This window comes from Rhodococcus sp. G-MC3 (genome assembly GCF_030063335.1).
Taxonomy (GTDB): domain Bacteria; phylum Actinomycetota; class Actinomycetes; order Mycobacteriales; family Mycobacteriaceae; genus Rhodococcoides.
In genome coordinates, this window is sequence record NZ_JASISW010000004.1 from 14,613 (window position 1) to 39,829 (window position 25,217).

General features: G+C 63.3%; 25 protein-coding genes. 5 read left to right on the forward strand and 20 right to left on the reverse strand.

The genetic code is table 11. The annotated features are described in order from the left end of the window. Window positions 1-5: 5 nt before the first annotated feature. From QMK17_RS05010 to QMK17_RS05035, 6 genes are all read right to left on the reverse strand, one after another. Window positions 6-659 (reverse strand): response regulator transcription factor, encoded by a 654-nt coding sequence (locus QMK17_RS05010; RefSeq protein WP_283507342.1) that lies wholly within the window; start codon window positions 657-659, stop codon window positions 6-8. Further along, window positions 647-1,810 carry a sensor histidine kinase gene (locus QMK17_RS05015; protein ID WP_283507343.1) on the reverse strand — a complete coding sequence of 388 codons (1,164 nt, stop codon included), beginning with the start codon at window positions 1,808-1,810 and terminating at the stop codon, window positions 647-649. The genes QMK17_RS05010 and QMK17_RS05015 overlap by 13 nt, the downstream gene beginning before the upstream one ends. After that, window positions 1,807-2,493, reverse strand: a complete 687-nt coding sequence (locus QMK17_RS05020) for a YqeB family protein (RefSeq protein ID WP_283507344.1) — start codon at window positions 2,491-2,493, stop codon at window positions 1,807-1,809. Before QMK17_RS05020 ends, QMK17_RS05015 begins: the two co-directional genes overlap by 4 nt. Before the next feature lie 56 nt (window positions 2,494-2,549). Next, the gene (locus QMK17_RS05025; protein ID WP_283507345.1) at window positions 2,550-3,197 is read right to left on the reverse strand and encodes a response regulator; all 648 of its coding nucleotides are present in this window, start codon (window positions 3,195-3,197) and stop codon (window positions 2,550-2,552) included. After that, the gene (locus QMK17_RS05030; protein ID WP_283507558.1) at window positions 3,194-4,483 is read right to left on the reverse strand and encodes an ATP-binding protein; all 1,290 of its coding nucleotides are present in this window, start codon (window positions 4,481-4,483) and stop codon (window positions 3,194-3,196) included. The genes QMK17_RS05025 and QMK17_RS05030 overlap by 4 nt, the downstream gene beginning before the upstream one ends. 83 nt (window positions 4,484-4,566) lie before the next feature. Further along, entirely contained in the window at window positions 4,567-5,235 is a 669-nt protein-coding gene (locus QMK17_RS05035) for an NADPH-dependent F420 reductase (protein WP_283507346.1), read from the reverse strand. A gap of 135 nt (window positions 5,236-5,370) precedes the next feature. Between QMK17_RS05035 and QMK17_RS05040 the strand changes: the two genes are divergently transcribed. Then, entirely contained in the window at window positions 5,371-6,756 is a 1,386-nt protein-coding gene (locus QMK17_RS05040) for a PspC domain-containing protein (RefSeq protein WP_283507347.1), read from the forward strand. A gap of 60 nt (window positions 6,757-6,816) precedes the next feature. Next, window positions 6,817-7,062 carry a hypothetical protein gene (locus QMK17_RS05045; protein WP_283507348.1) on the forward strand — a complete coding sequence of 82 codons (246 nt, stop codon included), beginning with the start codon at window positions 6,817-6,819 and terminating at the stop codon, window positions 7,060-7,062. 41 nt (window positions 7,063-7,103) lie between these two features. Here the strand turns inward: QMK17_RS05045 and guaA are convergent, their stop codons facing one another. From guaA to guaB, 4 genes are all read right to left on the reverse strand, one after another. Beyond that, window positions 7,104-8,693 (reverse strand): glutamine-hydrolyzing GMP synthase, encoded by a 1,590-nt coding sequence (gene guaA, locus QMK17_RS05050; RefSeq protein ID WP_283507349.1) that lies wholly within the window; start codon window positions 8,691-8,693, stop codon window positions 7,104-7,106. Between the two features lie 33 nt (window positions 8,694-8,726). After that, window positions 8,727-10,469 carry a GMC family oxidoreductase N-terminal domain-containing protein gene (locus QMK17_RS05055; protein WP_283507350.1) on the reverse strand — a complete coding sequence of 581 codons (1,743 nt, stop codon included), beginning with the start codon at window positions 10,467-10,469 and terminating at the stop codon, window positions 8,727-8,729. Between the two features lie 302 nt (window positions 10,470-10,771). After that, the gene (locus QMK17_RS05060; protein ID WP_283507351.1) at window positions 10,772-11,911 is read right to left on the reverse strand and encodes a GuaB3 family IMP dehydrogenase-related protein; all 1,140 of its coding nucleotides are present in this window, start codon (window positions 11,909-11,911) and stop codon (window positions 10,772-10,774) included. Between the two features lie 49 nt (window positions 11,912-11,960). After that, a complete protein-coding gene (gene guaB, locus QMK17_RS05065) occupies window positions 11,961-13,484 on the reverse strand; it encodes an IMP dehydrogenase (RefSeq protein WP_283507352.1) in 1,524 nt (507 codons plus the stop codon). Between the two features lie 275 nt (window positions 13,485-13,759). Here guaB and QMK17_RS05070 point away from each other — a divergent pair, with 275 nt between their 5' ends. Beyond that, window positions 13,760-14,164 (forward strand): DUF5319 domain-containing protein, encoded by a 405-nt coding sequence (locus QMK17_RS05070; protein WP_026347520.1) that lies wholly within the window; start codon window positions 13,760-13,762, stop codon window positions 14,162-14,164. 107 nt (window positions 14,165-14,271) lie between these two features. On the opposite strand, the gene QMK17_RS05075 is transcribed toward QMK17_RS05070, so the two are convergent. From QMK17_RS05075 to QMK17_RS05090, 4 genes are all read right to left on the reverse strand, one after another. Then, complete coding sequence (locus QMK17_RS05075) at window positions 14,272-15,273, reverse strand: anti-sigma-D factor RsdA (RefSeq protein ID WP_283507353.1); 1,002 nt, start codon at window positions 15,271-15,273, stop codon at window positions 14,272-14,274. Next, complete coding sequence (locus QMK17_RS05080) at window positions 15,266-15,844, reverse strand: sigma-70 family RNA polymerase sigma factor (RefSeq protein WP_283507354.1); 579 nt, start codon at window positions 15,842-15,844, stop codon at window positions 15,266-15,268. Before QMK17_RS05080 ends, QMK17_RS05075 begins: the two co-directional genes overlap by 8 nt. A 121-nt stretch (window positions 15,845-15,965) precedes the next feature. Beyond that, window positions 15,966-16,817, reverse strand: coding sequence for a hypothetical protein (locus QMK17_RS05085; RefSeq protein ID WP_283507355.1), 852 nt, complete (start codon window positions 16,815-16,817; stop codon window positions 15,966-15,968). Beyond that, window positions 16,814-17,038: a hypothetical protein gene (locus QMK17_RS05090; RefSeq protein WP_283507356.1), complete on the reverse strand. Its 225-nt coding sequence runs from the start codon at window positions 17,036-17,038 to the stop codon at window positions 16,814-16,816. Before QMK17_RS05090 ends, QMK17_RS05085 begins: the two co-directional genes overlap by 4 nt. A 724-nt stretch (window positions 17,039-17,762) precedes the next feature. Between QMK17_RS05090 and QMK17_RS05095 the strand changes: the two genes are divergently transcribed. Further along, window positions 17,763-18,056 (forward strand): WhiB family transcriptional regulator, encoded by a 294-nt coding sequence (locus QMK17_RS05095; protein WP_283507357.1) that lies wholly within the window; start codon window positions 17,763-17,765, stop codon window positions 18,054-18,056. Window positions 18,057-18,142: 86 nt separating this feature from the next. Here the strand turns inward: QMK17_RS05095 and groL are convergent, their stop codons facing one another. The 3 genes from groL to QMK17_RS05110 form a co-directional block, all read right to left on the reverse strand. Beyond that, the gene (gene groL / locus QMK17_RS05100; protein WP_283507358.1) at window positions 18,143-19,756 is read right to left on the reverse strand and encodes a chaperonin GroEL; all 1,614 of its coding nucleotides are present in this window, start codon (window positions 19,754-19,756) and stop codon (window positions 18,143-18,145) included. A 95-nt stretch (window positions 19,757-19,851) separates the two neighbouring features. Continuing rightward, complete coding sequence (groES, locus tag QMK17_RS05105; protein WP_008718149.1) at window positions 19,852-20,151, reverse strand: co-chaperone GroES; 300 nt, start codon at window positions 20,149-20,151, stop codon at window positions 19,852-19,854. A 371-nt stretch (window positions 20,152-20,522) separates the two neighbouring features. Next, window positions 20,523-20,981: a potassium channel family protein gene (locus QMK17_RS05110; RefSeq protein ID WP_283507359.1), complete on the reverse strand. Its 459-nt coding sequence runs from the start codon at window positions 20,979-20,981 to the stop codon at window positions 20,523-20,525. A gap of 345 nt (window positions 20,982-21,326) precedes the next feature. On the opposite strand from QMK17_RS05110, the gene QMK17_RS05115 reads away from it, so the two are divergent. Next, window positions 21,327-22,994, forward strand: coding sequence for an Hsp70 family protein (locus QMK17_RS05115; protein ID WP_283507360.1), 1,668 nt, complete (start codon window positions 21,327-21,329; stop codon window positions 22,992-22,994). 29 nt (window positions 22,995-23,023) lie between these two features. Here QMK17_RS05115 and tsaD read toward each other — a convergent pair whose 3' ends face one another. Genes tsaD through tsaB form a run of 3 tightly spaced genes read right to left on the reverse strand, consistent with a single transcriptional unit; the run spans window position 23,024 to window position 25,217 of the window. Then, window positions 23,024-24,070 (reverse strand): tRNA (adenosine(37)-N6)-threonylcarbamoyltransferase complex transferase subunit TsaD, encoded by a 1,047-nt coding sequence (gene tsaD / locus QMK17_RS05120; protein ID WP_283507361.1) that lies wholly within the window; start codon window positions 24,068-24,070, stop codon window positions 23,024-23,026. Beyond that, entirely contained in the window at window positions 24,067-24,543 is a 477-nt protein-coding gene (gene rimI / locus QMK17_RS05125; RefSeq protein ID WP_283507362.1) for a ribosomal protein S18-alanine N-acetyltransferase, read from the reverse strand. Before rimI ends, tsaD begins: the two co-directional genes overlap by 4 nt. Further along, window positions 24,540-25,217, reverse strand: a complete 678-nt coding sequence (gene tsaB, locus QMK17_RS05130; RefSeq protein ID WP_283507363.1) for a tRNA (adenosine(37)-N6)-threonylcarbamoyltransferase complex dimerization subunit type 1 TsaB — start codon at window positions 25,215-25,217, stop codon at window positions 24,540-24,542. The genes rimI and tsaB overlap by 4 nt, the downstream gene beginning before the upstream one ends.

Below are 25,217 nucleotides of genomic sequence, written 5' to 3' on the forward strand. Positions count from 1 at the left end.
CTCGACTATCGCGACTCGAACACCGCAATAGCAATCTGAACGCGATTGACCGAGCCGAGTTTCGACAGAATCCGCGAGACATAGGTTTTGACCGTCGCAACACTCATGTACAGAGCAGCGCTGATCTCGGCGTTGGAAAAACCCTGGGACACGGCGACGGCCACCTCGCGTTCGCGATCGGTCAACGCCGTCAACGCGTCACCGGTTCTTGCGGAACCCGAGCGCGAATCATGCTCACGCCACGAACGAACAAGCTTTGCGACGGCGGAGGGCGACAGCATCGACTCACCGTCGCGCACCCGCTTCACTGCATCGACGATGTCCCGCGGAGGCGTGTCTTTCAGCAGGAAACCGTTGGCACCCAAACGAAGTGCCCGAAGAAGATATTCATCGGTATCGAACGTGGTCAGCACGATCACGGCAGGCGCATTCAGGACCGCGCGCACCACCTCGGTTGCGGCGAGTCCGTCCATGACAGGCATTCTTATGTCCATGAGCACCACGTCGGGACGGAGCTTTCGGACCGATTCAATTGCCTTCTCCCCGTCGGCCGCTTCACCGACGACGCGAATGCCGCTGTCGGACCGCAGGATCATCGAGAGCCCCGACCGAACGAGAGCATCGTCGTCGACGAGAAGAACGTCGATCATCCCGGCCATGGTAACCACGCTTCCAGTACGTAACGAGGTAAGCCGTCGCAGAACCGAAGTCCGTATTCGAGCCTCCCGCCGGCAAGGGTCACACGTTCGGTCAGGCCGATCAGGCCCGAATGGGCACCCGGCACTTCGGTGGGACGGGTCCCGAGCGCGTTCGTCAGCGACACCCTCAGATACTCGTCCGCGGTCCACAGCCGCACCAGCACAGCAGTATCCACCGCGTGCTTGCACGTATTGGTGAGACCCTCCTGCACAACCCGAAACATGGTCCTGCTCGACGTTGCCGAAATCTCGGCGTTCACGGGAATATCGTTTCGGTAATCGACGACAACGCCCACGGCTCGCACCTCCTCCACTATCGACGGTATATCCCCGATTCCCGACGTGGGCCGCATAAGCGGGCTGTCATCCTCGGACCGAAGCACTCCAAGAATTTCGCGGAGATCGTCCAAGGCTCCGTGCGCGCTCGCACGAATTGTCGCCGCAATAGTTTCGATCTCCGCTCTGTCGGCATCGACGCGCACCTCCAACGCACCCGCATGGAGACTGACCATCGAAATCCTGTGGGCCAACGCGTCGTGCATCTCTCGGGCGATGCGCTCTCGTTCCTGCCCGCGAACACGGTCGGCACGCTCTAGTGCTGCGGCCTCGGCTCGCTCGGCTCGCTCTCGCAGAGAGTCGATGACTTCTCTACGCGCTTTGACTACGAAGCCCCACGTCAACGGGATACTGAGAAGCGCAAGACTGAGGATGCCCGCGGACAGAAACGCCTCGCCGTCCATGAACACACCGGCGAACACCAGCGACGCCGCAAGATGGAGAACGGAAACGGGAACGGACGCCTGCCATGATCTGCGCGATGCCATGGTGTAGATCGCTACCAGTTCGGCCCCGCCGACGGCGTCGGTGAATATCGTCGGCAACGCCAAGGCGAGCGCGACAGCGATCGGCCACCGTCGACGCCACCACAGCAATATGATCGACACGATCGAAAGAACGACCACCACAATGGCTTTGGAATCCGAGAACACGCCGCGGTCCAGACCGTCGGCGATCACGAGCACAGCGATGAATACGGAAAATAACGTCGCTGCGATATCCCACACTCGATCTCGGTGCGAGCTGCGAAGATTTGACGGCAGACGCGAATTCACCGTCGCACCAAAGGCCGCCAGTACTGACGGGATTTGCTGTCTCGCACGACGATTCCATTTCGATCCAACTCGCGACGCAGCTCTCGGGCGTCAGCGGTGGCCTTCTTTTCCAAGAACTTGGCTCGCGCGCGCATCACCGCGTTGATCTCGTCGGGCAGAGACGGTGTATCCGGAACCCAGCGGCGGTACAGCTCACTGTACGGGTCTTCCTTCACGAACGAGTAACCGTGCGAGACGAACGCCTGCTGGACCGCAGCAGATCTTTCTTCGACGGGTGTGCGGACGATCTGGCGAGACGAGCCGTCGAGAACGACAAGTTCCTTACCGTCCAGGAAGACCGTCGCCGCGGCGGACCTGGAGATCTCGCGGGTCTCGCCGTTTTCGGTGAGCCGAATCCCTACCTCGGCGACCACGATCTTGACACTGTTGTAAAGAACGAACGCAACAAAGGCGGCACCCAGCATCACCCCGCCGACGGTGAACACATACCGCACCCACCAATCAGACCACGATGAGACGAGTTCGAGCGGCCCCTGAAACGGCACCCATGCAAGCGTCGTAGCCCAACCCGCGACCCGAGGGAGGAAGAATCCGAGTAGCCCGCCCACGACCGGCGCGACGACGCCGAGGAACACCCGATCTCCGACGGAAAACCACAGCACCGATTCGTTCTTGTCCGACATGCATGGAACGTTAGTCAGCCACAGGCCGGGCCGACAGTCATCGAAAGTCTACGAATTCAATCGATTCGACGCTTGTGCGCCCATCTCGTCAACGCATTTCGGTTCGATTGCTGAGTCTTGCGCAACACGTTCGAAGCATGGGTTTCGACGGTCTTCACCGAGATGAACAGGTCCTCGGCGATCTCGCGATAGGTGTAGCCGCGCGCCAGAAGCCGAAGAACTTCCAGCTCACGTGGTGTCAGCGAGTCCAGTTCCGGATCCAACGGCGGTTCCGGGGCGTTCGATTTGCCGGTGAACGAGTCGAGAACGAATCCGGCGAGCCGAGGCGAGAACACAGCGTCTCCCCCGGCGACTCGTCGAACACCGTCGGCGAGTTCCGAACCGGAAATTGTTTTGGTGACATAACCGCGTGCTCCTGCGCGGATGACCGCGATGACATCCTCGGCGGCGTCGGACACCGACAGTGCCAGGCACACCGGACCCGGAGATATCTTGCCGAGAACGGCAACCCCGCCGCCATCGGGCATGTGCACGTCGAGCAGAACGACGTCGGGTTTCGTCGCCTCGATTCCGGCGACCGCGTCTGCGACGGCACCCGCCTCTCCGACGACCTCGATATCGGATTCACGGCCCAACTCGGCACGGACACCGGACCGAAAGACTGCGTGATCATCGACGAGAAAGACACGAAAGGTGTCGGTCACCTGGGCTGCTCCTGCGGTGTCGGTTGCTCTACGGGTGTCACGTCTGCGGGGACTGTGTGGGTTCGGGACTGACCGACACCACCGTTGCGCGGCATCAGGATTCGAACTTCGGTACCCTTCCCGACCTGGGAGCGTACCGATACTTCGCCGCCGCGGCGTTCGATCCTCGCGCGTATGGACTTGGCGAGTCCCTGTCGATCCACCGGCACGACGTTTTCGTCGAAGCCGGTCCCTCGATCGCGGACGAACACCGAGACCTGCTCGGCTTCCGTTTCGGCGAACAAGTCGATGTTGGTCTCTCCCGAATGCTTCGCGGCGTTGACCAATGCCTCCCGGGTGGCACCGAGCAGTGCTGTGAAATGCTCCCGAGACAGCCCAGCGTCGGAATCCTCGGCCGACAATTGGACGTCGCCGACGGTGATCGGGCGGACGGTGACACCGTGTTGATCCTCGACCTCGCCCGCGATCGTCTTGAGTGCTTCGGCCAACGACGAGTGGTCGGGCTCCCCGCCCTCGAACAACCACTTCCGCAGTTCGCGTTCCTGCCCTCTGGCGAGCCGCATGACTTCGCCGGGCTGATCGGCCTGCTTCTGGATGAGAGCAAGTGTCTGCAATACCGAATCGTGTAGGTGCGAGGCGATTTCCTCACGTTCGTCGTTGCGGATGCGTGCCGATCGCTCGGCGTTCAGAGTTCGCCACATGCGCAGCCACACCGGCACCGTCAGCAAGGCTGCACCGACGAGGGTGACGATCACCGCAAGCAACGACGAACGGACCGATGCGATGTCCACGCGAGCCAACACGACGACTCCGAGGCCCAGGACGATCAGCGTTGCACCGCCCACCACCCTCGCCCAGCTGAGAACTGTCGGCTTCTTCGGCATACCGAGCACCGACCGCGGGCCTTCGGAATCGAATTCGCGCCACACCAATGCGGCACCGACGATCACAACGACGACGGGCACCAGGACCGACGCCGCGGTACCGTTCAACAACCACGCGAGACCAGCCGCGAGCCCCAGCCCGAGCGCAGCGAGCCCGAGGGCCCGCTGACGCTCGGCCGCGCTCGGCCGAGCGATGTCGGCGCCGGCCGGGGTGAACACCCACAACAGTCCGTACGCGAAAATTCCGGCGCCAGCCATGATGGCCAGCAGCACGAACGCCACTCGGACCTTGAACACGTCGACACCGAGGTGATCGGCAAGCCCACCTGCTACGCCACCAACGATCCGCCCGCCGCCGCGCCGGTAGAACTTCGCCGGCTCGGCGCCTGGATACGCAGGCATGGGTTCGACAGGGTGCACGCATCGATCCTGGCACGAATCGGCACCGCGCCGCATCAGGGTCTCCCCTGATTTATTCGCTCAGATCAGGCGCGCCATTCCGCGGTTCGCTCCTGAGTTGCTTCGGCCAGCGCTTTTTTGACACCGTCGGCGTCGTAGTCCTTGCCGTAGACGGGAGTGCCCGGGTGCTGACGCCACGACTCGGCGAGAGTCCCGGCGTCGACAGGATCGAAGCCGAGCGCGTCGACGACGTCGAACACCAGCGACTTGCCTGCACCGTCGGCGCCTGCGACGGGCAGAGCAATGCGCCCTTCCTCGCCCTTCGGTACACCGCTGCTCAGCAGGTGCTTCCAGTAGATGCCGTTGAACACCTTCACCACATCATCGGCCCGAGAACCGAGATGCTCTGCTACCCAAACGCTTTCGGGCTTGCCGCCCTCGATATCGGCGATCAACCCATCTCGCTGTTGCGGGTAGTAGTTGTTGGTCTCGATGATCGGAGCTCCCGGCTTCGCCGATTCGACGATGTTCGACGGAAGATCAGGCGTGTTCTTCTGCGGAATGCTCACGATCACGAGATCTGCGTCCTGGGCAGCCTCGGTGTTCCACACTGCCTGCGCGCCTGTCTCGGCGGCGAGCTCCGACAGTGTCTCGGGTGCGCGGGAGTTGGACACCTTCACCTCGTGACCGAGCGCTGCAAGCTTTCGCGTCAGTGTTCCGCCGATGGCCCCGGCCCCGATGATCCCAATCTTCATTACTGACCCCTCACATTCGGAAAGTAGTTACCTCTACTACCAAGCCGAGGAGCTCTGCGATCATTCCTGAATTCCAGGCAAAACATCAGGGCGATCCCTGATGTTTTGCGGGACACGAAACGCCACGATGGTTCTATGAGCAACGCAACCGTCTCCGAACAGCTCCAACAGATGTGGCGCACTCGTCCGTACCGGTTGCCTCAGCGAGGCCACGTCGCAGGAGTCGCAGCAGGCATCGGATACCGCTACGGTGTCGATCCTGTCCTGATTCGAGTCGCCCTTGTCGTCGGCACCATATTCGGCGGCGCAGGCATCGTCCTGTATCTCGCTGCGTGGCTGCTGTTCAGCAAAGCCGGTGACTCCGCCTCCCCAGCAGAGTCACTCATGGGGAAAGGCAACAGCTCCGAATCCAACACCAAGGTGGTGGTCCTCGTCGTTGCGCTGATCATCGCTTTGTCGACTATCGGCCCGGTGGGCATAGGACTCGGCGGATCGGGAGTGATCAGCATGCTGGCCTTGCTGGCGGGCCTGTGGCTGCTCCATCAGCGGCAACCCGAGCCTCCCGAGTTCCTTCCCGGGGGCGCGCAGGTCTACGCCCAGCAAGGATTCCCGATGTCGTTCGATTCCCCATACAGCCCGCACACTGCGAACCATTGGACAGGTGCCCAGTATCGTCCGCCGAATTACGAAGCCCGAGTCTCGTCGTACATTCCGTCCGCGTACTCCCCCTACACGACTCTTCCCAAGACCTACGTTCCGTCGCCACCTTCGGAGACAATGGCGTCACAGAGCGAGGTGAATCTGAGCAAGGCTGGACCCGAGTCGGTGGCCGCAGCAGGACCGACGCCGCCGTCCTGGGATCCGCTCGGCGTAGCGCCGTTCGCGTGGGATCTTCCCGAGCCTGCAACGGTGTACGTACCCGAGGCAACCGAGAAGAAGGAGCGGTCGCGGTGGACATCGAGCTTCATCGGCCTCGCACTCGTCGCCGCTGCTGTGACCGCCGGAATATCCGCAGCGACCGGAGCCGACTGGCTCTCGCCCGCGCGTATCGGAGCTGTCGCCCTGGCTGTAGTGGCGATCGGACTGATCCTCGGCGCCTTCATGCGCAAGGGATACGGGCTCCTTGTCATCACCGGCCCGCTGCTGGCGTTCGTGGTCTTCGCATCGATCCTGGGGCCTGTCTCCTTCGACAGCCAGTTCGCCGGAGAGCAGCACTACGCACCGACGGCCGTTGCCGATCTACGGCCGTCCTACACCGTGCAGGGAGGCGATCTCCAACTCGACCTCCGCGGGCTCGATCTCACCGAGAACAAGGCCATCGCCGTCGACGTAACCGCAGGAAATGCAACCATCTTGATTCCCGACTCGATGAACATCCGCGCCGACTGCAGTGCGGTCGCGGCCGAAACCAAATGCGGCCCCAACGACACTGTCCAGCAGGGCAATTCGCCCGACAACACGACGGTTCTCACGATCGACGGATCCGCTCGGGCAGGCAATCTCGAGATCGTCCGTGGCTGACACTGCCGCTTTACCGCACCGACGCCGAACCCCCCTTCCACATTCATCAGGAGACTTCCCATGGCGCAGACCTGGCAATACGGAGACAGCGACGAGGACACCACCGAGGAGAATCGGGCTCGTACCCGTCCGTCGGCGGTACTGTTCCTCGTTGGGCTCGCAGCGCTGATCATCAGCGTGAGTGCGCTGATCGGCCCGTCCGCCATCGAGGCACTCGGTGACGTTCAGTTCCGGTGGGTGTTCGTGGTCGTTGCGATCGTGGTGGGACTCGCGCTACTGGTCGTCCCCGGACGAAAGAGCAAGTAGGGCAGGCTCGGAGCCCGCGGAATGACCCGAAAGAGCCGCGCTCACTCCCACTCGATGGTGCCCGGCGGCTTGCTCGTCACGTCCAGAACGACTCGGTTGACCTCCGCGACCTCGTTGGTCACCCGGGTCGAGATCGTTTCGAGGACATCGTACGGAAGGCGTGTCCAGTCAGCCGTCATCGCGTCCTCGCTCGAAACCGGACGCAGCACGATCGGGTGGCCGTAGGTGCGGCCGTCGCCTTGCACTCCGACACTACGGACGTCGGCGAGTAGCACGACCGGGCACTGCCAGATCTGATGATCCAGACCAGCCGATGTGAGTTCCTGACGGACAATCGAATCCGCCTGTCGCAGTGTGGCCAAGCGATCGCGGGTGATCTCGCCGACGATGCGGATGGCAAGCCCGGGCCCGGGGAACGGCTGGCGACCGACGATGTCTTCCGGCAAGCCCAGCTCGCGGCCGACGGCACGTACCTCGTCCTTGAACAAGGTACGAAGCGGTTCGACCAGCTTGAACTGAAGATCGTCGGGGAGACCCCCGACGTTGTGGTGACTTTTGATGTTCGCCGTACCGGATCCACCGCCGGACTCGACGACGTCCGGGTAGAGCGTTCCCTGGACGAGAAAGTCCACGGCACTTCCGTTTTCGGCATTGTCGCCGAGAACCTCGGATACAGCGCCTTCGAAGCTGCGAATAAATTCGCGGCCGATGATCTTGCGCTTCTCCTCGGGATCGGACACTCCGTCGAGAGCACCGAGGAACGTGTCGACAGCGTCCACTGTGACGAGGTTGGCGCCGGTTGCCGCCACGAAATCCTGCTGAACCTGCTCGCGCTCACCTTCGCGCAGCAGACCGTGGTCGACGAAAACGCACGTCAGGCGATCACCGATAGCGCGCTGGACCAATGCGGCAGCAACCGCGGAGTCGACTCCGCCCGACAACCCGCAAATCGCATGCCCCGTGTCGCCGATCTGTTCCTGCACCTTTTCGACCAGCGCATCCGCAATGTTGGCGGCGGTCCACTCGGCCTTGATTCCGGCCGTCTCATGCAGGAATCGACTCAGAACCTGTTGCCCGTGCGGGGAGTGCATCACCTCGGGGTGGTACTGGACACCAGCCATGCGTCGCTCTGCGTTCTCGAAGGCCGCAACCGGTGCTCCAGCGCTCGTCGCAGTGACGGTGAATCCTTCGGGAGCCTCGGTTACCGCGTCGCCATGGCTCATCCAGACCGGCTGAGTGGCAGGCAAACCGTCGTGCAGCACGCCGCCGCCGACGGACAGCTGAGTCCGACCGTATTCACGGGTTCCCGTGTGCGAGACGGTTCCGCCGAGTGCCTGCGCCATCGCTTGGAACCCGTAGCAGATCCCGAACACTGGAAGGTCGAGATCGAAAACCTTGGCGTCGAGCGCCGGGGCGCCGTCCGCGTACACGCTCGACGGACCACCGGACAGCACCAGTGCAATCGGGTTCTTCGCGGCGATCTCCTCGACCGATGCGGTGTGGGAAATGACCTCGGAATACACGTTGGCTTCGCGCACACGCCGTGCGATCAGCTGCGCATACTGAGCACCGAAGTCGACGACGAGTACAGGCCTGGGCAGTGCGGGGTCGGGCTGCTGCGATGCGGTCACGCAGTCAGTCTAATGGGATTGACTGCCTGCAATTTACGCAGCACCCGTGGTGGCAGGCTTGGTGCTACGAATCTCGACGATGGGCAGACGCAGTGCCGCCGGAGCCGAGACCGGAACGACGGGGTTGTTCGGAGCGATCGGTTCGATGCGCTCGTACGCAAGGCCCTGACGAGGCCGCAAATCCTGCTCCCCCTTGTTCGGCCACAGCGACGCCGAACGCTCGGCCTGCGCGCTGATGGTCAGCGATGGGTTGACACCGAGGTTGGCCGAAACGGACGCGCCGTCGACGACGAACATCGTCGGGTAGCCGTACACGCGGTGGTATGGGTCGATGACGCCGTGCTCAGGATCGGAAGCGATGGCGCAACCACCGAGGAAGTGTGCCGTCAAGGGAACGTTGAACAGTTCCCCCCACGTTCCGCCCGCGACACCGCCGATCTTCTTCGCGATCCGCCGGGTCGCGTCGTTGCCCTCGGGAATCCACGTGGGATTGGGCTCGCCGTGGCCTTGCTTGCTGGACACCTTGCGGCCGAACAGTCCGCGCTTGGTGAAGGTGGTGATCGAGTTGTCGAGGTTCTGCATGACGAGGGCGATGATGGTGCGCTCGCTCCAATGCTTGACGTTGACCACACGCACGAAGTCGAGCGGATGCGCGATCAGCGCCAGCAGGAACTTGAGCCACCGAGGAACGCGTCCGCCGCCGTCCGTCATCAGGGTTTGCAGCATGCCCATGGCGTTGGATCCCTTGCCGTAGCGGCAAGGTTCGATGTGGGTGTTGGGGCTCGGGTGGAACGACGAGGTGATCGCAACGCCGCGCGTCAGGTCCATCTCGGGATCGACCTTCAGCTTGGCAGCTCCGACGATGGACTCGGAGTTTGTGCGAGTGAGTTCACCGAGCTTGTCCGAGATCAGCGGTAGTGCACCCTCGTCGCGCATTTTGTGCAGCAGATTTTGGGTACCCCAGGTTCCCGCTGCCAGAACGACGTGGGCAGCGGTGTACGTCTTCGGGCCCTTGCGCAACCACGCACCGGTGCGCTCGGTGGCGACGTCCCACGTGCCGTCGGGCTTGGGCTTCACGCCGCTCACCGTCGTCATCGGGATGATGTCGGCACCCGCACGCTCGGCGAGGCCGAGGTAGTTCTTGAGCAATGTGTTCTTGGCGCCGTGACGGCAGCCAGTCATACATTCACCGCATTCGATGCAGCCCGTACGGTCGGGGCCTGCTCCACCGAAGTAAGGGTCCGCGACGGTCTTTCCTGCCTCGTCACCGAAGAAGACACCGACAGGAGTCTGGATGAACGTGTCGGCCACGCCCATGTCCTCGGCGACGGACTTCATGACCTCGTCGGCGGGTGTCATGTGGGGGTTGCGGACAACACCGAGCATGCGCGTCGCTTGGTCATAGAACGGGGACAGCTCACTGTTCCAATCGGTGATGTGCGCCCACTGCTTGTCCTTGAAGAACGGCTCGGGAGGTTGGTACAGAGTGTTGGCGTAGTTCAGCGATCCGCCGCCGACGCCTGCGCCGGCAAGAATGAGGCAGTCACGCAGAAGGTGTACGCGCTGGATTCCGAAGCATCCGAGCTTGGGCGCCCACAGGAATCGCTTGAGGTCCCAACTGGTTTTGGCGAAGTCCTTGTCCTCGAATCGACGGCCTGCTTCGAGGATTCCGACTTTGTAGCCCTTCTCTACGAGCCGTAGCGCCGTGACGCTTCCGCCGAATCCGGATCCGACGATCAACACGTCGTAATCGGTTGTGCGTGACTGTGACCCCATCGGTGTGACCTCCGCCTATACGTACTGCAACCAGCCTTGCTTGCCGAACCCGTCGCGACCACCACTCGACTGTGACCGAGACCACAGGGTACGTGACATCGAACGTGAACTGACAATAGGGCTGTGACAGCTGACACAAACCACTGTAGCTGTAACCTCGAGTATCACCAACCGAGGGTCGGCTAACGCACCGTGCGCGTTCGACGACACTCCTGTGTCACTGAACGCGCACGGGTGGGCGAAGCCACGAAAAAACGCGCATCCCGAAATTCGGGATACGCGTTCGATCTCGAAAGCCTCTGTCAGGCTCTGACGTTGAGCCCGACCTTCTGGAATTCCTTGAGGTCGGAGTAACCGGACTTGGCCATCGAACGACGAAGCCCTCCAACCAGATTGATCGAACCGTACGGCTCACTCGACGGTCCGTTCAGAACCTGGTCGAGGCTGGGACGCTCGCCCGCGGCAACGGGGAGAAGTGCACCACGCGGCATCGAGGGATGCGCAGCTGCCGACGGCCAATACCAGCCGCCACCCGGCGCCTCGGCAGCCGCAGCGAGCGGAGCACCGAGCACCGCGGCGTCGGCACCGCACGCAATCGCCTTGGCAAGGCCACCGGAGGTGACGATGTCGCCGTCGGCGATGACGTGAACGTATCGCCCACCCGTCTCGTCGAGGTAGTCGCGGCGGGCGGCAGCGGCGTCGGCGATGGCGGTTGCCATCGGGACACCGATGCCGAGAACCTCACCGGTGGTGGTGCCGCCCTCCACCGAGCCGTAGCCGACAATGACGCCTGCGGCGCCTGTCCGCATCAGGTGCAGCGCGGTGCGATGGTCACTGACGCCGCCGGCGATGACGGGCACGTCGAGATCGGCGATGAACGTTTTCAAGTTCAGCGGCTGCTCGTCGCCGTGCGCAACGTGCTCGGCGGAAATGATGGTGCCCTGAATGACCAGCAGGTCGAGCCCGGCAGCAACGAGCGCCGGAGTCAAGCTCTTGGCGCTCTGCGGGCTGACGCGAACCGCGACGGTCACTCCGGCGTCGCGGACCTGTGCGACCGCGGCAGCAAGAAGATCAGGCTGAAGCGGCGCTGCGTGCAGCTTCTGCAGGAATGCGACGGGTGCGTCGGCGTCGAAATCGTTCTCGGCGATGGCAACGAGCTCGTCGATCTTTGCCTGGACATCGGGGTGACGCGCCCACAGCCCCTCGCCGTTGATCACACCGAGGCCACCCTGCTTGCCCAGTTCGATCGCGAACTCCGGCGATACCAGCGCATCGGTCGGATGCGCGAGCACCGGAATGTCGAATCGGTAGGCATCGAGCTGCCAGGCCGTCGAGACCTCCTTCGACGACCGAGTACGGCGCGACGGCACGATATCGATGTCGTCGAGCTGGTAGGTACGACGGGCTTCTCTGCCCATGCCGATTTCAACGAGGTCGCGCACGCGCGCCCCTTTCCCTAGAAGTTCTTCTGGAATTGCCGTATGACGTGGTTCAGCGCGTGCTGTAGTTCGGCGCTTCCGCGGTCATCGTGATGTCGTGCGGATGGCTCTCTTTGAGGCCTGCCGCGGTGATCTGCACGAACTGCGCGTTCTGCAGGTCCTCGATCGAATTCGAACCGGTGTAACCCATCGCCGCACGGAGACCGCCGGTCAGCTGATGGATGACCTGCGTGAGCGGACCGCGGTACGGAACCCGCCCTTCGATGCCCTCGGGAACGAGCTTGTCCTCGGCGAGCACGTCGTCCTGGAAATAGCGGTCCTTCGAGAAGGACTTCGCAGCACCGCGACCCTGCATGGCGCCCAGTGAGCCCATACCTCGATAGCTCTTGAACTGCTTGCCACCGACCAGGATCAACTCGCCGGGCGACTCTGCCGTACCGGCGAGCAGCGATCCGAGCATCGCTGTGGAGGCGCCTGCCGCCAGGGCCTTGGCGATGTCACCGGAGAACTGCATACCACCGTCGGCGATGACCGGGACCCCGTGGGGCTTGCACGCGGCGACCGCTTCGAGGATCGCGGTGATCTGCGGCGCACCGACGCCCGCAACGACGCGGGTGGTGCAGATGGAGCCCGGCCCGACGCCGACCTTGACCGCGTCGGCGCCTGCCTCGACGAGTGCAAGCGCGCCTGCACGGGTGGCGATATTGCCGCCGACGATCTGAACTCGTTCGCCCACTTCGGCTTTGAGCTTGCTGACCATCTCGAGGACTGTCGAGTTGTGGCCATGCGCTGTGTCGACGATCAGAACGTCCACCCCGGCGTCGGTGAGAGCCATCGAACGCGACCACGCATCTTGGCCGACGCCGACCGCGGCACCGACGAGCAGCCGACCGTCGCGGTCCTTGGTGGCGTACGGATGCTGTTCGGTTTTGACGAAGTCCTTGACCGTGATGAGGCCGGTGAGCGCACCTTGCCCGTCGACGATGGGGAGCTTCTCGATCTTGTGCCGACGCAGCAGGCCGAGGGCCGCCTCGGCCGTGACGCCTTCGCGTGCGGTGATCAGCGGCGCCTTCGTCATCACCTCGGCCACGCGTCGGTTCTGATCGACCTCGAATCGCATGTCGCGGTTCGTGATGATCCCGACGAGTGCGCCCGTCTCATCCGTGACGGGAAGACCCGAGATGCGGAAGCGCGCACACATCGCGTCGACCTCCGCGAGCGAATCGGTCGGCTTGCACGTGACTGGATCGGTGACCATGCCTGCTTCGGAGCGCTTCACGGTCTCGACCTGTGACGCCTGATCCTGCAGCGAGAGATTGCGGTGCAGTACGCCCATCCCACCGGCGCGTGCCATGGCGATCGCCATGCGCGCCTCGGTGACGGTGTCCATGGCAGAACTGACGAGCGGAACCCGAAGCCGGATCTCCCTTGTGATCTGACTGGACGTGTCCACCGCGCTCGGAATCAGATCCGATGCGGCAGGCAGCAGCAAAACGTCGTCGAAGGTGAGACCGAGCATTGCGACCTTGTCGGGATCGTCGCCACCGGTACGAACATGGGCTCCGGAACTACTCATGCGAATCTGGCCCTCCCTGGAGCCTGGGTGCCACTCGGCGACGCACGGACGATGCGCTGACGAAAGGCGGGTTGGAGAACGGATGGAGTACATGACGCATGCGCGCGCTCGGCCGCGGCGCCTTGTTCCATGGTATCGGCTCCGGTCAGCCAGCGTGTACGCGCACTGTCCTCGGTCCGCAAACCGGCGCGAACCGAACGAATGGGACAGATATTTGGGTGTGTCGCGCGGTCAACGGCTGGCGCAGACCCACCAGTCCTGCGTACCGTGGAGGCGTGCGCGATCAACTGCCTCCAGGTCTACCGCCGGACCCCTTCGCCGGTGACCCCGCCGACCCTTCGGCCGCTCTCGATGCGATCGAGCCCGGCCAGCCGCTCGACCCCCAGGAAAGGCTCGCCGTCGAGGAGGATCTCGCAGACCTCGCAGTCTATGAAGCACTGCTGGGTCACCGCGGAATTCGCGGTCTTGTGGTGTGCTGCGAGGACTGCCAACAAGACCACTACCACGACTGGGACATGCTGCGAGCGAATCTTTTGCAGTTGCTGGTCGATGGAACCGTACGTCCGCACGAACCGGCGTACGACCCGGTTCCCGATGCTTACGTCACCTGGGACTACTGCCGCGGCTACGCGGACGCCTCCATGAACGACGCCCTACACGGGGACGGCTTCGAGAACTGACGCCGGTGCCGAACACCGAGTTCGGGTGAACACATTCGAATCGAATCGAAGATGCCCTCCACGCACAGCGTGGAGGGCATCTTCGATTCGTGCGAGCTTCTGTCGGCTCAGCCGCCGTTCTCGAGCGTATTCACGCTCGTCTGCGATCCTTCACCGGTCGCGCCGCTTGCGGTCGCAGTCGGGGTCGGCTCACGAAGGACCGACAGATCCGGTGCGGTCGTCGGCGTGATCGGCTCCGCGCTGGGCAGTACCGGCGTGACCGGCACACCGGTGACCGGTGGCAGCGCCGGATCGATTGTGGTCAAGACCGGAGGCACCGGGGGCACCTCGGTCACCGGTGGCGCGGGGGGAACTTCCTGGACACCGGGGACGGGCACCATGGGAATCTGTTCACTCGGAGCCGGAAGCGGGGCCGGAATCGTCGGGATGGCCGCCTGAACCTGTTCGAGCAGACGCTGCAGCCAAATTTCCAGGTCGGACTTCTGAGCTTGGTCGGTCACCGAACCTGTCGTCTCGGCAGCGCCGGCGAGCAAAGCCTGAGCTCCGTTCACATCACCTGAGGCGATCAGCTGCTCGGCCTGCTCCAGCTTCGACGTGGTATCGATCTGTGCAGCAGTCGAATCTGCCTGCTGCGAGAAGACCACCGATTTGACACTCCACAGTGGGTCACCGGGCGCGGAGTTGTACGAGAACACCACCAGACCACCAAGGACAAGGGCAATCGCGGCAGCGGCACCTGCGACGGGCCTGAGCAATCCACGTGAGCGGGCAGATGCCCTCCGGCGCAGGCCTGCTGCAGCGATCTCGGAATCGACCGCGGCAGCCACCTCGCTCAGATCGGGTCCTATGGGCAACGCCGGGCTGACAATCTCCGATCGCCAATTCGCGAGAAGCAGGGCAAGTTGGTATTCGTCGGCGTCGTCGGTCGCGATCGGACCGTCACCGCGGATGGCCTCGATGAACTCGTCGTCGCGACGCACCGCCGCGATGTCGACGGGACCGGAGTCGGACGCGAAATCACCGTAAGAGACGCCGGATGCAGGTGTCGGTGCCGACCCTTCGAGTCGACCGATACGGGGAATGCCATCACGGCCGTTGTTCCTAGCCATACATTTCACCCGCTTTCACAACTTCGTTCTTCAACTTCGCAATGGCTCGATGTTGAGCCACACGGATCGCACCTGCTGTACTACCCACCGCGGCTGCCGTTTCCTCCGCCGACAATCCGACGATCAGGCGGAGCACCAGGATTTCTCGGTGCTTCGCCGGGAGGGTGTCCAGCAACGCAGTCATCTGTCTACTCGACTCCGATTCCAGAGCACGCTGCTCCGGACCGTGTTCCGTCGACACGACATCTGGTACTTCGGCGGCTGGATCGGATTTGTTACGCGAGGCGCTTCGATGGGCGTCAGCAACCTTGTGGGCCGCGATGCCGTAAACGAATGCCATGAACGGTCTGCCCTGATCCTGGTAGCGCGGAAGGGCGGTCATGACTGCCAAGCAGACCTCCTGCGCTACGTCGTCCGCCGAGAGCTGACCACGCTCGGCAGACCCCACTCGGGCGCGGCAATACCGCACGACTAGTGGACGGATGATTTCCAATACGCGGGAGAGTGCGGCTCGTTCGCCCTGCGCAGCGGCAACGACGAAGGAGTCCAACTCCTCACCCGTGTTGTTCATCGCTCAAGGATTCCCTGCGTTACAGTGACGCCGCCCGTTGAGCATGCGCTTCCACCACAGGTGGAACCCCGTAAGGATAGCGACCTTCCCCTCGCGCAATCGAACCGCTCGGTCGGTCATCTCATGTACCAGCGAGAAAGCCCCCACGTTGTTTCAGTAGCGCAGCGCATTCGTCGACGATCGGTGCCGCGACCGTAACCTCACCGAGACCGCTCAACAACATCGCAGCAGCCCACCTCAGCGGTACCAGTCCGTGCTCCGAACAGGCGTCGAGTACGCGGTACGCGCCCTCTCTGCTGCCTTCGACATTTCCGACCGAACTGTGTGCGGCCGCCACTATCAACTCCGTTTTCGTTACGTGTCGTAACGAAATGGTCTCGGTGGCGAGTTCGCGCGCTGTCAAGGCGTGTCGCACCGCCGACGGGCCGTCTCCCGAGAACATGGATAGTTCGGCTCGCACCCAATGAAACCTCAGCCGTTGGCGCCACAAACCGCAGCCGTGTCGATGCTCACGCAACAGCGACTCACATCTGCTCAACGCCACCTCAGCCGCGCCGAAACTTCCCGTTCCGAGCGCATCCGCACCGAGACCGGTGAGCGCGTCGCATCTGGCCTCCGCCACCAACGGCGAGTCGCCGGCTGTGCCCATCCCGACCCACGCGATCGCGGCACCGTCGAACCGAGCAGCCTTCTGGTGCTCGCCCATCTGCCGCAGCCAAGACGCAGTAGTAGAGGCCATCAGAGACCGCTCCACGCGCGTGACGTCGGCCCCGCGCTCGGCTACGTTCAACTCCGCGAGAGCGAGGCTGTATCTACCTTGCCCACCCAACGCGACGGCTCTGAGCCAGCGCGCCTCGGCGCTGGATTCTCCTTCGGTCGGGGTGACCGTCGGAATGGGAAACCGTCCAGGCGTCGCGCCCCAGGCAATCGACTGCCCATCTGCTGCTCTCGAGTTCTGCGGCCGAACTTTCACGTCACTGCTCCCACCCTGCGCCTGCGAATTGCACGCTGCAACGGTACGACGGCGTCTTCCGGGGCGAGCGACCACACCACGAGGACACCTGCACCGAGAGCAGTGATGCACGCGGCGTGCAGAGCCGAATGCCACATCCTCGGCAGGCAATGGTCGACCACCGGAGCTGCGATCGACCATTCCAATGCACATGCATTTTTTGCGTGCAATGCAGCTGCCATTTCCTGGCTTCTGGGCCCAATACCGCGAGAATTCGCGATTTGTTTCATGGAATTAACATGCGATTAGATGTACTCCCGATGTGCACTTTCTGAAGATTTTGTAGCCGTCAGGTTAATCGCAAACATCGCACCCACTGCCGGAGTAGCTCCGCCGACCAACGCCTGCTGCATTCATTCGAGTCGTGCGACGTCGCCGTGGCGCAACGGGGACGCCGTCCCGACTGGTGCTCACTGCGTTCGATTCCCTAGCGTCGCTCCCGGGTTCGCAACGACGCTGACGCTATCCACAGACGCCTGGCCAGCGAGGATACAGAAATTTTCAGGCCCGAACGATCCACACACTTACCGAGTCCCACACCGGCCAACGACACCGAGGACGTAGATCCGTAGTGCCCGGCGGGCGTCGGTACGCACCTATGGTCCCGCGAGTTCGGCGCTTTTTCAACACGTAGAGCAAGCACGGGAATGTTCCGAAGTAAATGTCGTAAGCGTTAAATTCTGGGGTTCGACCTATGCACATTGCCACCGTGAACAACTATTGACGCGATTTCGACTACACACATACCGTTGACCGTGTTCCTCCAAGCGAAGACACAACAGCACAATTTCCCTCACCGCCGAGTCGATATCAATGATCACGTCTTTGCAGGCCCGTTCCCCATCTTTCGTCAGTGAAGACGCGTCGCCGGATCGTCAGCGGCGAGCAGACACCCTAGGAGCTCCCATGCCACAGCCGAACCACCTCCCTGGGCCCAATGCCGATATCTGGGATTGGCAGATGCACGGCTTGTGCCGTGGAGTCGATTCGTCGATGTTCTTCCATCCCGACGGCGAACGTGGTCGCGCTCGTGCCCAGCGTGAGATGCGCGCCAAGGAAATGTGCCACAGCTGCCCTGTTCTCGCCAAGTGCCGCACTCATGCACTCAGCGTTTCCGAGCCCTACGGAATCTGGGGCGGGATGTCGGAGACCGAGCGAGAGATGCACGCTCGCCACAATCGCCGCCGAATCGCGGTGTGATCACCCTCGGTACACACGCAGAAAGCGGGACCCATTCTTCGATGACGAATGGGTCCCGCTTCGTGTGATCGGTTGGAACGACCAGCTCAGTGGCTGTGGCCGTGTCCGCCTGCCGGCTCCTCGAAGTCGACGGGCTTCTCGACGACAGCGCTCTCGGTCGTCAGGATCATCCGGGCGACGGAGGCAGCGTTGACCACTGCCGAACGTGTCACCTTGACCGGATCGACGACACCGTCGGCGAGCAAGTCGCCATAGGTGAGGGTCGCCGCATTGAAGCCGTGGCCCTTGGCCAGTTCTGCGACCTTGCTGACGACGACGGAACCGTCGACACCGGCGTTGGTGGCGATCCAGAACAGCGGGGCGTTGAGCGCGGTGCGCACGACGGCAACGCCGGTCGCCTCGTCTCCGGTGAGCCCGAGGTTGTCTGCCAGCGACAGTGCAGCCTGCGTCAGCGCGGAGCCGCCGCCGGGGACGATGCCTTCTTCGACAGCCGCCTTGGCCGCGTTGACCGCGTCCTCGACCCGGAACTTACGTTCCTTGAGTTCGGTCTCGGTGGCAGCGCCGACCTTGATGACAGCAACGCCGCCGGACAGCTTCGCCAGCCGCTCTTCGAGCTTCTCGCGATCCCACTCGGAATCGGTGCTCTCGATTTCGCGACGCAGCTGACCGACGCGACCGTCGATGTCCTCCTGCGTTCCGCCGCCGTCGACGATCGTCGTATCGTCCTTGGTGACGACGACGCGACGAGCCTGGCCGAGCAATTCCAGCCCGGCTTCCTTCAGACTGAGGCCGACGTCCGCGGTGATGACCTGTCCACCGGTCACCACTGCGAGGTCGTCGAGGAACGCCTTGCGACGGTCACCGAAGAACGGTGCCTTCACAGCGGCAGCCTTGATCGTCTTGCGAATCGAGTTGACGACGAGAGTGGAGAGAACTTCACCCTCGGTGTCCTCGGCGATGATGAGAAGCGGCTTACCGCTCTCGGCCACCTTCTCGAGCAACGGCAGGAAATCCGGAAGCGATGTGATCTTGTCGCGGTGCAGAAGGATGTACGCGTCCTCGAGAACGGCCTGCTGTGCGTCCAGGTCGGTAACGAAGTACGGCGACAGGTAGCCCTTGTCGAACTGAACACCCTCGGTGACCGTGAGCTCGGTGTTCAGAGTCGAAGACTCTTCGACCGTGACGACTCCGTCGGCGCCGACACGGGTGAGTGCCTCTCCGACGAGCTCGCCGATCTCAGGGTCGCGAGAGGACACTGTCGCAACCTGCGCGATGGCTTCCTTGCCCTCGACCGGTGTTGCTGCGGCGAGAAGTGCCTCGGCCACCTTCTCGGCGGCCTTGGCGATTCCAACGCCGAGCGCAATCGGGTTCGCGCCCGCGGCAATGTTCTTCAGTCCGCCGCGAACGAGCGCCTGAGCGAGCACCGTAGCGGTGGTCGTGCCGTCACCGGCAACGTCGTTGGTCTTGGTGGCGACGCTCTTGACGAGCTGCGCACCGAGGTTCTCGAACGGATCTTCCAGATCGATCTCACGTGCAATGGAGACTCCGTCGTTGGTGACCGTCGGGCCACCGAACGCCTTCGCCAGCACGACGTGCCTGCCACGCGGCCCGAGCGTCACCTTGACGGCGTCGGCGAGTTTGTCGACGCCACGCTCGAGGGCGCGACGCGCTTCCTCGTTGAATCGGATTTGCTTTGCCATGTTTCGGTGCTGCTCCTTCGAGTAGAGAACTCGATCGAACGCACTCCGCCCCGGGACCGAATCGAGATCGGGCTCCGGGGCGGACTGCGTATGACTTACTTGGCGATGACAGCCAGCACGTCGCGTGCCGACAGAATCAGGTACTCCTCGCCGGCGTACTTGATCTCGGTGCCGCCGTACTTGCTGTAGATGACGGTGTCACCTTCTTTGACGTCGACCGGGATCCGGTTGCCCTTTTCGGTGACACGGCCTTCGCCAACAGCGACGACGGTGCCTTCCTGAGGCTTCTCCTTGGCTGTGTCGGGGATGACCAGACCGGAGGCGGTCGTCGTCTCGGCCTCATTGGCCTGGACGAGGATCTTGTCCTCGAGCGGCTTGATTTTCACGCTCGCCACGTTGAGCCCTCCATTGTTATGGGGTACGCGTCCGGGGTCGGATCCCCGGACTGCTGTGTTTACCTATGTTCTCGGCTCTGTGCTCGATCCCGTCGTCGCGGGTTCCGGGACTTCGCTCAGCGCTGACTAGCACTCTATACACGCGAGTGCCAGCACTCAAGAGCTGGGTTCGCCAGATTGTCACGCTCAGAGCGAAACTCCGGGCAATGCCCGATAACACGACAGGGGCAGACGCGGCGAAGCCCTCGCGGTGATGCCTTCTCACTCGCTCGCCGTGGGTGCTGAGGCTGGCTGCCGGTGAACGAATCCCCTAGGTCTCGACAAACGTGGTGACACCCAGTTCGAACGGTCTTGTGCCCATGATGGAAAGGCTAAGGCTCCTGAACTGCCTGCTTCCTGGCCTGTCCGCGGCGAACTGCCGCCAACATCAACCGGCCGCCGAGCGCGATGATCACGAGATTGCCCACCATCTGCACCGACACGGCTGCGCGCGCAAAATCGCTCGAGGCTGTTATATCGCCGAATCCAACCGTCGAAAAAACCGACAATGTGAAATAGAGGCTGCTCATTCTGGTCAGAGGCTCGCTGAAGCTCTGCGTCGAACTCGCAGCTATCAAAAGATATGCGCCCGAGAATCCGATCAAATAGACCGGCACCACAGCCGTGAGCGCTTCGACAGCCTGTACGGCGGGGTAATCGGACCTGACTATTTTGATGGCCTGCCGTGCGCACACGACTATCACCGCGAGCAGAACCGAGCCCAGGAAAAAGATCGATCCCACATCCGCGACCACATCCATCGGAGCCACAAAATATATCGTCGTGATCATCACCGCCGTCCCGACCGAACGCACCGAGGCTCGTATCAACAATGCGCGACGCGCCCGCTCGTTCAACTTCGAATAAGATTCGGACGTCACCATTTCTCACTTTCGTCGACGCTGGTGCAGGTGTGAACGTCCTAGTCGTAGCGCGTTTCGGGAGCCGAGTTTCGCATTCTCGGAATCCGCTCTGTAACGTTAAGATAACGAGAGCGGATAGTTCGTCGGGTGCGTTACCACATCTGCCCCGATTGAAACCGACACACACCGGACCAGGACGGTCCGGGTAGACGTAAACCCGGACGGCCCACGCGATGGCGGCGTTCGGTTATGAGCAGGGCGGGAGGTGCTGTGGTGAGGGTCGGAATCGGCATATCCACCGGCACCGAGGTTGTCTGCGCGGCTCTGGTGATCGAGGAAGACGACGGCGATAGAACCGTCGAGTACCGCACCGTATCCGCCGACAGCGACGTCAACACCGACATCGGGGACCTTGTCGCATCGGCGATCGAGTTGATGGCCTCATTGGCGCCGAGCCCCGAAGGCCAAGGTGCACACACGCACCTCCGCCGTGAACCCGACGCCATTGTCGTCGCCCACCGAACACCCGCACACGCCGCGTCCATTCGTTCCGCGTGCGCGCGTTCGAATCGAAGCGTGTTCCTGGTCTCGGAGTCCGACGCGGCGCATGCGTTCCTCGACGACTCTGGACTCGTCGCGCGGTACGACACCGTGGCCGTTGTCGATGTCGGTGCCACCGGCACCACAGCATCGGTCATCGACGCACACTCGGGCGCGGTTCAGGTGATCGAGCGCACCGCCCACTTCAGCGGTGACGTCATCAACCGCCTGGTGAAGGACCTCGTGCACGGCCGCTCCACCGCGCAGACGAACGTCCGCGACAATCTTCGCGACGACCGAGGAATCGGCTCGGCCAGATACCGATCGGTGAAGGAACATCTCAGCTCGTACGAGTCGGCAGAGGTGGGTGGAGTCCAGGTGGGTGCAGTGCCGGGCGTCGCCTCGGTCGACCGCGCAGCATTCGACGACACTGTGCGCCCCTACGCGGTCAGTGCCGCGCGGTTCACCGCTGGACTCGCCGCGTCGGCTGGAACCACTCCAGAGTCGGTCGTGCTCATCGGCGGTGGCGCGAACATTCCCGTCGTCGGCACCATCTTCGGCGATATTCTGGGCATACCTGTCATCTCACCGGGAGAGCCTGACACGATCCTCGCCAAAGGCGCAGCGTATCTCGCGGTGGCCGGGCCGGAAGGCAGATACCCCACCACCGGGGCAGGCGCGGACAATTCCGGCAAGTCGATCGGTCGACTCGGCGGTGCGGTGGCGGGCGCACTGCTCGTCGGCGGGATCGTTATCGCCTACGGCATCCAAACCCTGACGCCGAGCAACGATTCCAGTTTCGAACCGGCAGGCACCCAGGCGCCTACGGTCGAAACCGACGCAGGCTCAGAATTCCCGTCGCCCCAGGGCCGTACCGAGGCGAACCCGATTGCAAGCACCAGCGGTGGGACCTCGGGCGAATTCACGAACACCATCACATCCGCTCCGCCAGCGAGCCCAGCGGAACCCGACATGTCCACCACTGCTGCGCCGATGAGCACCCCGACGCTGCATCCCGCGCCGAATCTTCCCGTCATACCGTGGCCCACAGTCCCGTCGGTGGAGTCGGTACCACGGCCGGCCCTCCCGCCGAACACTGTCCCGCCGAACACTGCCTCGCCTGCCGCTACATCACCGGCCATCACGTCACCGGCCTTCACGTCACCAGCCACCACCACGAGACCCGGTACCGACGGGATACCCGCTCTGCCGCCGACGATCCCTTCGACACCCGATGTACCGGAGTCGGCACCGGGCCAATCCACGGCTCCGCCAATGACAACGACTGCTGGTGCACCGACGACCGATGTGAGCGGCACGCCTACAACCACGCGCGTTCTGACCCCGCCGTCCACGGTGTGGACGCCGCCGGCCGACTACACATCATTTCCGCCGAACTGACCTCACGCGCTATCGACGCCTAGGCCGTCTCAACTCACGCTGCTCGTCAGAAGACTCGTCGACACAGGCAAACCTGGATCTGTGGCGACGCGCAGGTCGGACGGCGCAGCTCCTCCGGCCACGAGGTGAGCACCGAGGGCTGCGATCATGACGCCGTTGTCCGTGCACAGCCTCGGCTTCGGGATTCGCAGGGTCAGACCTGCTGCAGCGCAACGCTCTTCCACCATGGAGCGAATCCTGGAATTCGCAGTGGCACCGCCGCCGAGCACTATGGTGTCGACTTCGACATCGGTCGCCGCACGGACCGCTTTCATCGTCAGAACGTCGGCAACCGATTCCTGAAACGACGCCGCGATGTCCGCTACAGGCACCGGGTCCCCTGCGCGTACTCGCGCCTCGACGAATCTCGCCACCGCCGTCTTGACACCGGAAAACGAGAAATCGTAGCGCGCATCTCGCGGACCTGTCATACCACGCGGAAAAGCAATCGCCTTCGGATCACCTTCGCGCGCAACGTCATCGAGAGCCGGACCACCAGGGTAACCGAGCCCGAGGAGACGAGCGACCTTGTCGAAGGCCTCCCCGGCCGCGTCGTCGACTGTGGTTCCGAGTTCGACGATCGGAGAACCGAGATCGTCGACGTGCAGGAGGTGGGTATGACCTCCCGAGACGAGCAACGCCACACAGGACGGCATCGGCCCGTGTTCGAGAGTGTCCACCGCGACGTGTCCACCGAGGTGGTTGACCGCGTAGAACGGCACGCCCCATGCCGCCGCGTATGCCTTGGCCGCGGCAACACCGACCAACAATGCACCGGCGAGCCCAGGTCCGATGGTCACGGCCACAGCATCGGGGCGGTCGAGTTGTGCAGCGGCGAGCGCACGCCGCATCGTGGGAACGATTGCTTCGAGGTGTGCGCGCGAGGCGACCTCCGGCACGACGCCGCCGTAACGAGCATGCTCGTCGACGCTGGATGCCACCTCGTCGGCGAGCAGTTCGCACACACCGGATTCTCGCCAGCGAACGATACCGACTCCGGTTTCGTCACAAGAGCTTTCGATACCCATGACGATCACGTGGATGCACCGGCCTTTCCGTCGGGGCGCTCCATGGTGAACGCATCCGCGCCGCTCGGTTGATAGTAGTTTCGGCGCGTACCGACCACCACGAATCCCTCCCGGGTGTACAGCTCGATCGCCGGTTCGTTATCGGTGCGGACCTCGAGAAAGACCGAACCACCGTGTCGGTTCGCTTCGGAGAGAAGGGCATACAGTAGCGCTCCCCCGATCCCGCGGCGCTGCGCAGCGGGATCGACACCGATGGTGTGCACTTCGGACTCGGCGGATTCCCGCCGCCCCAGCAACGCGATGCCGGCATAGCCGAGGAGACTGCCGTTCTCTCGTGCGGCGAAATAATGGTTGTGGGGCGCAGCGAGTTCGGACAGGAATGCCTGTTCCGACCACGGATCATCGCCGGGAAACAGGATGCCCTCGAGTTCTGCGCACCGCTGCGCGTCCGACGAGACCATCGGGCTGATGTCGACGGTCATGATCCTGCCTTCTTGGCTGCAGCGCGTTCTTCGATCGTCTTCGCGTCCGGGCGGCGCAGATAAAGCGGCACCAGTGGATCCGGAATCACTCCCGACGCCAGCGCGTCGCGCGCCGCCGACACGAGCCCGCCAGGAGACGGCGAGACAACGCCCAGCACAGGAAGTTCGAACAACGCGGCGTGAGCCGGTGAGCCCGCCGACGCCGTCGCATCTCCCGCATCGACCTGATCAGGGGCACACACGTCGGGTCCCGCAATCCGCACGCCGTCGCGATACCTCGCCCAATAGACCTCACGTCGACGCGCATCGGTGACGACGAGTGTCTCGGACCCGGATGGAAGTTCGGCTGCGATGGCATCGAGGCTGCACACGCCGTGTACGGGGATGCCCAGTGCATCGCCGAACGCTGCCGCCGTAGCCATCCCGACCCGCAGACCGGTAAAGGGTCCTGGGCCCACCCCCACGACCACCGCATCGAGATCGGACGCGGTCAACCCGGCGTCGGTCAAACATTCGACGATGTTCGGTGTCAGGATCTCGGCGTGCAGCCTGGCGTCGACGACAACCCGGGATGCAAGAACCTCCTGCTCGGACCGTTCCGGTGAGTCGCAGGCGAAGCGGACCACTCCGGCAGTGACAGCGGGGGTGGAGGTATCGACGGCGAGAACGAACAC

Coding starts and splice junctions, on each gene's coding strand:
- QMK17_RS05010 (WP_283507342.1), bottom strand. CDS start 659: ATGGCCGGGATGATCGACGTTCTTCTCGTCGACGACGATGCTCTCGTT.
- QMK17_RS05020 (WP_283507344.1), bottom strand. CDS start 2,493: ATGTCGGACAAGAACGAATCGGTGCTGTGGTTTTCCGTCGGAGATCGG.
- QMK17_RS05030 (WP_283507558.1), bottom strand. CDS start 4,483: ATGCCTGCGTATCCAGGCGCCGAGCCGGCGAAGTTCTACCGGCGCGGC.
- QMK17_RS05035 (WP_283507346.1), bottom strand. CDS start 5,235: ATGAAGATTGGGATCATCGGGGCCGGGGCCATCGGCGGAACACTGACG.
- QMK17_RS05040 (WP_283507347.1), top strand. CDS start 5,371: ATGAGCAACGCAACCGTCTCCGAACAGCTCCAACAGATGTGGCGCACT.
- QMK17_RS05045 (WP_283507348.1), top strand. CDS start 6,817: ATGGCGCAGACCTGGCAATACGGAGACAGCGACGAGGACACCACCGAG.
- QMK17_RS05055 (WP_283507350.1), bottom strand. CDS start 10,469: ATGGGGTCACAGTCACGCACAACCGATTACGACGTGTTGATCGTCGGA.
- guaB (WP_283507352.1), bottom strand. CDS start 13,484: ATGAGTAGTTCCGGAGCCCATGTTCGTACCGGTGGCGACGATCCCGAC.
- QMK17_RS05075 (WP_283507353.1), bottom strand. CDS start 15,273: ATGGCTAGGAACAACGGCCGTGATGGCATTCCCCGTATCGGTCGACTC.
- QMK17_RS05080 (WP_283507354.1), bottom strand. CDS start 15,844: ATGAACAACACGGGTGAGGAGTTGGACTCCTTCGTCGTTGCCGCTGCG.
- QMK17_RS05090 (WP_283507356.1), bottom strand. CDS start 17,038: ATGGCAGCTGCATTGCACGCAAAAAATGCATGTGCATTGGAATGGTCG.
- QMK17_RS05095 (WP_283507357.1), top strand. CDS start 17,763: ATGCCACAGCCGAACCACCTCCCTGGGCCCAATGCCGATATCTGGGAT.
- groL (WP_283507358.1), bottom strand. CDS start 19,756: ATGGCAAAGCAAATCCGATTCAACGAGGAAGCGCGTCGCGCCCTCGAG.
- QMK17_RS05110 (WP_283507359.1), bottom strand. CDS start 20,981: ATGATCACGACGATATATTTTGTGGCTCCGATGGATGTGGTCGCGGAT.
- rimI (WP_283507362.1), bottom strand. CDS start 24,543: ATGACCGTCGACATCAGCCCGATGGTCTCGTCGGACGCGCAGCGGTGC.